The following is a 3634-nucleotide window of genomic DNA, read 5'->3' on the forward strand; positions in this document are numbered from 1 at the left end:
TAGGCGGCTTTGACGAGGGGGAGTTCGTCCCAGTGGGTGGTGTAGCGGGGGGAGAGCATGTCCCGTTTCATGGTCCAGTCGGGTCCGCCGCGGATGCCGCCGTGGCCCAGGCCGATGGATCCGCGCCCGTACCGGCGGGTGATGTCTTCCAGGAGGGTGCCGACGTGGCGTTCCTCGTGCGGGTTTTCGAACAGGGCCAGAGGTGCCTGGTTGCCGCTGGGGCGCAGGTCGGTGACCATGATCCCGGCCCTGGCGTACCGGATGCCCTCGCAGATGCGGGGAAGGAGGGCGTGGGCGGCCTTGGTCAGGATCACGGGGTCCGCGGTGGGCATCGGCAGCGGGATACAGACCGAGGGGTAGGAGGTGTCTTTGGGGTTGAAGTGGGAGGTGCCGGCGAACGCGGTGAGGACCTTGGTCTGGAGTCCGTGTTTGGCCAGCCGCGCGGAGGCCTGCTGGCCGTAGACGCTCATGACCTGCCGGATCCCGGCGGCGGTGGTGATCGGGGTCGCAAAGGAGCGGGAGAAGATGAGCTGGTCCCGGCCGATGCGTTCTTCCTCCATCGGGATGCAGGGGGTGCCCTGGAGTTCCAGGACGGTGCGCATCATGACCACGGAGAAGCGGTCCCGGATCATCACCGGATCCGCCCGGGACAGATCCAGGATGGAATGAATCCCCAGGGCGTTAAGCCGCTTGGTCAGCCGGGTGGCGACACCCCAGATCTCGATCACGGACAGGCGGCGCATCAGAGACTCCCTGTCAGCGGCGGGGCACGGAGTCCCAGTGGCAGACCCCGCCGAAGGCCGGGTTGTTCTTGGCCCATTTGTTGGCCAGTTTCGCAAGCGTCTTTGTGGGTGCGATCCCGACGCAGACAGGCACGCCGACGTTGCGCCGCACGGTTGCCTTCATGGTCCGGCCTAGCGCCACGAGTTCGGCCGGGGTGCCTTTGACGCCGAGGAAGGCCTCGTCGATGCTGTAGACCTCCAGCCAGGCCGAGTACCTGCCCAGCAGTTCCATGACGCGGGCGCTGATGTCGCCGTAGAGCTCGTAGTTGCTCGAGAGGGCTACGAGTCCCCATTCCTTGGCGCGCGGGGCGAGTTTGAACCACGGCTCACCCAAGGGAATACCGAGGGCTTTCGCTTCGGGGGACCGGGTGACGGCGCAGCCATCGTTGTTGGAGAGCACGATTACGGGCCGGCCCTCCAGCGACGGATCGAACGCCCGCTCGGCCGAGGCGTAGAAGCAGTTCACGTCCACGTGCGCGATCTGCGGCATATGCCGCATCACACCGGGCTTAGACATGGCGTGCCCGATGCCGGAAAATCCTGCATCTAACGCAGTAGCGCGCCTTACACATGGTGAAGGCACCGGGTGGCGACGCCCCAGATGACCAAGTCCGACAACGACGGAACCTGGATGTCCGGGTAGGCCGGGTTCTCTGCCTGCAGCACCACCCCGTTGCCCGTGATCCGCAGCCGCTTGATAGTCAGCTCCCCGTCCAGGACCGCAATCACCACGGACCCGTCCCGTGGTTCCAGCGCCCGGTTGACGATCAGTTCATCGCCGTCGCTGATGCCGGCGCCTTCCATCGATTCCCCGGACACCCGCACAACGTAGGTGCTGGTGATGTCCTTGATCAGGTGCTCGTTCAGGTCGATCCGGCCATCAAAGTAGTCCTGCGCCGGCGAGGGATACCCGGCCGCGACGGGGACCGGAGAGATCAGCACCGACAACAACGACATGCCCGCGTTTATCACGCGGGGACCAACGACAACGCCCACAACACACCCTTTTTTCGAATATATGTTCGATAGATTCAGTGTAGCCGCGAGCGCTGACATTGAGCGTTCTTCGCCATGTTGCATCCGACGCAGGATGCCCCAGGTGCCGAGAATCCGTGCCGTGCATCAACATCAGTCATGTCGCCCCGCCCCGCAACCTCTATGAAGTCGTGAGCCCAAACCCCTCATTCCATTCGAAGACGACAGATGGAGCCCCCGATGTTGCTGGCAGCTGTGGATCCCGGAATCACCCCGAACGCTAACTTTCCCTTTCTCGAATCGCTGAAACAGATCGGCGGCGGCATCCTCGTGGGTGCCTTCATAGTGATCGCCATTGTCGCGATCATGGGCGCCGCGATGCTGTTGGCCGGCAAGTTGAGCCAATCTTCGCGCCTGGCCTCCGGTGGGGGCATGATCCTGCTCTGGACTGGCCCGGTGGCAGCAATCCTGGGTGGCATTAACGGCTACATTCTTTGGTCCCAGTCGGCGTTCAATCTCGGATTCTAGGTCCGATTCATCATGCCGGTTGATTGTGATCTCAACGGATGGTGGCCGCCCGGCTGCGGACTTGTCTCCCAAGCGAACGACGGGATCCAGGGTTCAATCACGTCGCTTTTCGCGAATATCCTTCAAAATACCGCCTCCTGGATCTGGTCTTTCATCACTGGCGCGTTCAGCTTCTCAGACGTGGATGATTCGCAGTGGACCGCCGTCGAAGGGCTCACGAGCTGGTGGGTGGTCGTCATGATGACACCCCTTGTCGTTGCCATGATCCTCCAGCTGTTGTCCGGTTTGATCAGCCAACAACCCCGCCGTCTTGTGCGGGCCCTGGTAGGCGGGGCTGCCGCTGTCCCCATGGTGGCGGGTGCGGTGTACTTGGTCCGCCAGCTCACCAAGGTAAGTGATTCGGCGTCCGCGGCGCTTCTTGGCTCCCTGGGAACAGATCCATACGTGCTGTTCATGAGGCTCTTCGGCTTCGAGAAGGCTCCGGCCGGCGCCGGCAGAGACTGGAATGTCATCTCTTTGGCTCCCGGGTCCAGTGGAGGCGCGGCCGGGGCGGTTGTCGTCACCGTCATGGCAGTTATCGTTGTCTGGGTTCTGGCGTTCATCCTGATGTGTTCGATGATCTTTCGATCCTTTGCGCTCATCGTGCTCGCCGCAGTCGCCCCGGTCGCTCTTATGCTCATGCCGTGGGAGAAGACGCAAACGTGGGCTCGGCGGTGGTGCGAGATTGTTATCGCGTTGCTTCTCGCCAAGCCGTTGGCCGCAACCGTGCTGGCCGTGGCCATCAAGCTCTTTGCCGAGTCGAAGTCATTCGCCGGGCTGGCAGCCGGCGTCGTCGGCATGGCCTTGGCTTGTGGTGCTCCGCTGATGGCGTTACGCCTGGTTAGTTTCGCCGGTGGTGAGCTTGCAGCAGCCGCGCAAACCGCGGGAGGAGGTCACGTACTTTCTCGAAGCTCTGGCTTTGCCACCCGGCAGATCAGCCGACAGGCTGGCGGCCGCTTCACGCTCGCAGGCCTGGCATCGCACTCAACCGCGACCCGTCCGATCCAGTCGAGCCGACCGCAGTTTCCCACTCGCGTGTTGCCACCCCGGGCACCACTGCCGCCATCGCAGACCGGCACGACGTCGGCGCAGACCCCCGGGGGTAGTGGCACCGCATTGATGCTCGACGCCGGTGCTAAAGCTACCGAGCGACCGTCACCTCGGGCGCATGGAGGCCGGCGTGGGACGAATGCGAATCCGGGCGCACCGCTCAAGAGTCCGGATACGCGTGAAATCGGCGAGCAGCCCCCGCCGCCGAGGCAGCCGGCTGATCAGGCGGCCTCTCGAACGGCACCGCCCCCGGCCTCCCC

3 protein-coding genes and 1 pseudogene are annotated in these 3634 nt (G+C 63.9%); 2 read left to right on the forward strand and 2 right to left on the reverse strand.

The annotated features are described in order from the left end of the window. A pseudogene (locus BJQ90_RS09170) lies at nt 1-1299 on the reverse strand (Y-family DNA polymerase); the annotation flags it as partial. A gap of 47 nt (nt 1300-1346) precedes the next feature. Then, a complete protein-coding gene (locus tag BJQ90_RS09175; RefSeq protein ID WP_226759982.1) occupies nt 1347-1778 on the reverse strand; it encodes a LexA family protein in 432 nt (143 codons plus the stop codon). Nucleotides 1779-1997: 219 nt separating this feature from the next. Here BJQ90_RS09175 and BJQ90_RS09180 point away from each other — a divergent pair, with 219 nt between their 5' ends. Beyond that, nucleotides 1998-2285, forward strand: coding sequence for a hypothetical protein (locus BJQ90_RS09180; protein WP_056431595.1), 288 nt, complete (start codon nt 1998-2000; stop codon nt 2283-2285). Nucleotides 2286-2297: 12 nt separating this feature from the next. Then, a partial coding sequence (locus BJQ90_RS09185) for a type IV secretion system protein (protein ID WP_226759983.1) occupies nt 2298-3634 on the forward strand: 1337 nt, incomplete at its 3' end.

This window comes from Arthrobacter sp. SO3 (assembly GCF_020532825.1).
Lineage (GTDB): Bacteria > Actinomycetota > Actinomycetes > Actinomycetales > Micrococcaceae > Arthrobacter.

Coding starts and splice junctions, on each gene's coding strand:
- BJQ90_RS09180 (WP_056431595.1), top strand. CDS start 1,998: ATGTTGCTGGCAGCTGTGGATCCCGGAATCACCCCGAACGCTAACTTT.